General features: G+C 46.2%; 3 protein-coding genes. All 3 read left to right on the plus strand.

Annotation, left to right across the window (positions count from 1 at the left end):
• Positions 1-1201, plus strand: a 1201-nt coding sequence (gene urtA / locus PX484_RS03430) for an urea ABC transporter substrate-binding protein (RefSeq protein ID WP_288102862.1), incomplete at its 5' end; no start/stop codon positions are given.
• 94 nt (positions 1202-1295) lie between these two features.
• Positions 1296-2456, plus strand: a complete 1161-nt coding sequence (locus tag PX484_RS03435) for an ABC transporter permease subunit (protein WP_287666349.1) — start codon at positions 1296-1298, stop codon at positions 2454-2456.
• Between the two features lie 3 nt (positions 2457-2459).
• A partial coding sequence (gene urtC / locus PX484_RS03440) for an urea ABC transporter permease subunit UrtC (RefSeq protein WP_288102864.1) occupies positions 2460-3395 on the plus strand: 936 nt, incomplete at its 3' end.

Genomic DNA, 3395 nt, shown 5'->3' on the forward strand with positions numbered 1-3395 from the left:
CCCGGCTGCTAGTCCCGCCCCAGCCTCTGGAGAGACGATTAAGGTGGGTATTCTGCACTCCCTCAGTGGCACCATGGCCATCAGTGAAACCAGCGTAGTTGATGCGGAAAAACTGGCGATCGAGGAAATCAATGCCGCCGGTGGTGTTCTTGGTAAACAGATCGAGGCAGTGGTGGAAGATGGCGCTTCCGATTGGCCAACTTTTACCGAAAAAGCCACCAAACTGATCGATCAGGACAAAGTTGTGACTGTCTTCGGTTGTTGGACTTCCGCCAGTCGTCAGGCAGTTTTACCCGTGTTTGAAGCCAAAAACCATATGCTCTGGTATCCCGTCCAGTACGAGGGTCAAGAGTGTTCTAGAAATATCTTCTACACTGGTGCTGCCCCCAACCAACAGATCGAGCCGGCAGTGACTTGGTTGCTGGAAAATAAAGGGAAAAAATTCTTCCTCGTCGGTTCCGACTACGTTTTTCCCCGCACCGCCAACACGATTATTAAAGAGCAGTTAAAGGCGAAAGGCGGCGAAACCGTGGGCGAAGACTACCTACCCCTAGGTAACACGGAAGTTACCCCGATTATCACCAAAATTAAGCAAGCTTTACCCGATGGTGGCGTTATTTTCAACACCCTCAACGGTGACAGTAACGTGGCTTTCTTTAAACAACTGCAAGCGGCCGGTTTAACTCCCGATAAATATCCGGTCATGTCGGTGAGTGTTGCTGAGGAAGAAGTTAAACAAATCGGTAAGGAATATCTCCTCGGTCAGTACGCTTGTTGGAACTATTTCCAAACCGTAGATACCCCCGCTAACAAAAAATTTGTTGAGGCTTTTCGAGCTAAATTCGGTCAGGAGCGCGTCACTAACGACCCGATGGAGGCGGCCTACATCATGGTCTATCTCTGGAAGCAAGCGGTAGAACAAGCGGCAACCGCCGATGATCTCGACAAAGTTCGCGCCGCGGCCGTGGGACAAAAATTCGATGCTCCCGAAGGACCGGTGGAAATGTTCCCCAATCATCATATCTCCAAAACCGTCCGCATTGGTCAGGTGAGAGATGATGGTCTATTTGACATCGTTTGGTCAACTCCGGGGGTAGTGGATCCGCAACCTTGGAACCAATTTGTCCCCGAAACTAAGGGCTTTGCCTGTGACTGGACGGATCCGGCCAAGGGCGGTAAATTCAAAATGGAAAAATCCTAGTTTTAGGAATTTTTCCAGACAGTAACGAGAGTGAGGTGGGCATTACTGTTCACCCCACTTTTTAAAGCTTAAAAATGCACAGGAATAACGAAAAGTGTCAGCATTATTGGAAGGATTGTTTAATGGTATTAGCATCGGTTCTGTGCTATTGCTGGCCGCTTTAGGACTAGCGATTGTCTTTGGACTGATGGGGGTGATTAATCTCGCTCACGGTGAGTTAATGATGTTAGGGGCCTACAGTACTTTTGTGGTGCAGAATATCTTTAAAGGTTTCGGTTCTCCCCTCTTTGATACTTATGTTTTATTCGCCCTACCGATCGCTTTTTTAGTGTCGGGATTGGCGGGATTATTATTAGAAAGGGGGGTGATTAGGTTCCTCTATGGCAGACCCCTAGAAACGCTGCTGGCCACTTGGGGAGTTAGCTTAATTCTGCAGCAATTTGTCAGAAGTGTCAACGGCTTATTAGTAATTAGTTTAATAGTTTTCTGTCTGTTATTTTTTGGGGCGATGACGCTGTTAAGTCGTCGCCTAGATTGGGAGAGAATTCGCAATTTAGCTATCGGTGTCACCCTGCCTTTATCCCTAGCTATCGCTGGATTATTAGGCTATCTTTTATCTTTTAATCCGGTTCTCGCTCGACCCTGGTTTAGTGCCAGAAACGTCGATGTCACGGCTCCTGCTTGGTTACGGGGAGGTTTACCTTTACCCGGGTTTCAAATGCCCTACACCCGTCTATTTATTATCATTTTGACTGCCCTTTGTTTGTTAGGAACCTATTGGTTTTTAAATAAATCTTCTTGGGGTTTACGCATTCGTGCCGTCACCCAAAATCGCCAGATGAGTGCCTGTTTAGGCATTCCGACAAATCAAGTGGATGCTTTGACTTTTGCCCTCGGTTCGGGATTAGCTGGAGTTGCCGGTTGTGCGATTAGTTTTTTGGGTTCCGTCGGTCCAAACGTGGGACAAAATTATATCGTTGATACCTTCATGGTAGTGGTGGTGGGGGGAGTGGGTAATCTCCTGGGAACTATTATCGCAGCTATGGCCATCGGTGTGGCTAATTATTTAATTGGTTCGGGAACTTTTGCCCTGATTTTTGGTTCCGTAGAAGCACTAAAACCCCTAACGGATTTCTTCACCTTTTTCTCCACCACTAGCATGGCAAAAGTGATGATTTTTGCTTTAATTATTGCTTTCTTGCAATTCAAACCTGCGGGAATTTTTCCTCCTAAAGGACGTACTGCCGAGTTATAGATTATGATTACCGAAACCATCACTAGAAACGAATCCCGACAACGGGAAAAGAAAAAGTTAATCACGGAAATCGCTGTTATTGTTGGTTTAGTGGTCATCTTTGCGGTGTTACTGCCCTTAGCTTTGTCGGCTTTCCGTTTGCGTTTATTGGGGCGATTTCTTTCCCTCGCTATTGTCGCTTTGGGGATAGATTTAATCTGGGGTTATACGGGTTTATTAAGTCTTGGTCATGGCATCTTTTTTGCCCTCGGTGGTTACGCTTTGGCCATGTACCTAAATCTTCAGTTACCACCGGGACAACTGCCCGAATTTTTTACCCTCTACGGGGTGACAGAATTACCTTTTGTTTGGCAACCTTTTTATTCCCTACCTTTGACAATTATAGCCCTAATTATCGTACCGGCGATCATGGCGGGATTATTAGGTTATTTAATCTTCCGCAATCGCATTAAAGGGGTTTATTTCTCGATTTTGACCCAAGCGGCTTTACTGGTATTTTTTAACTTTTTTAACGGCCAACAAAAGTTAATTAACGGCACTAATGGCTTAAAAACCGATACCCAAACAATTTTCGGTTTGCTGGTGGGTTCCGATGCCGTTCAAGTGGCCTTTTATTTACTCACAATTGTCTGTTTACTGGCTATTTATCTGCTCTGTCGTTGGTTAACTACCGGCAGATTTGGGCGCTTGTTAGTCGCCATTCGCGATGATGAGGTGCGTGTCCGTTTTTCCGGTTATGATCCTACTTGGTTTAAGGTGTTAGTTTTTGCCATTTCTGGGGCGATTGCTGGTGTTGCCGGCGCTCTTTATACGGTGCAAACGGGAATTATCACTCCTAACTCTATGGATGTGGCTTTTTCCATTGAAATGGTGATTTGGGTGGCTGTGGGGGGACGTGCTACCCTTGTGGGGGCAGTTGTCGGTACTTTATTAGTACGC

The sequence above is a fragment of the Microcystis sp. M49636_WE2 genome, from assembly GCF_030065375.1.
Taxonomy (GTDB): Bacteria; Cyanobacteriota; Cyanobacteriia; order Cyanobacteriales; family Microcystaceae; genus Microcystis; species Microcystis aeruginosa_C.